The 255-nt window shown below is 40.4% G+C and carries 1 pseudogene; it reads left to right on the forward strand.

Annotated elements, in window-relative coordinates:
- Window positions 1-255: pseudogene (locus CBI42_RS13070) on the forward strand (ISL3 family transposase); the annotation flags it as partial.

Here is a 255-nt window from a genome sequence, read left to right on the forward strand (position 1 = left end):
GCTTTGAATCAAATTCGTATCAAGGCTATGAATAGAGCCGGGAAAGGTACTCACCAGTGGCGAGCTCTTAAACACTTCTGGAAACTAATTTTAACCCCAGCAGGACTTCTTAAATATGATAACTATTGGTCACGCCATAATTTTGGTTACGCTCAGCTTACCGACGTTGAAGTAGTTCATCGCTTACTGTCTTTCGATGATGATCTAAGTCAGGCCTATCGTTATTATCAAGATCTAATTTTAGCCGTCAGTCAT

This window comes from Streptococcus sp. KR, assembly GCF_002238115.1.
In the GTDB taxonomy this organism is placed as follows: domain Bacteria; phylum Bacillota; class Bacilli; order Lactobacillales; family Streptococcaceae; genus Streptococcus.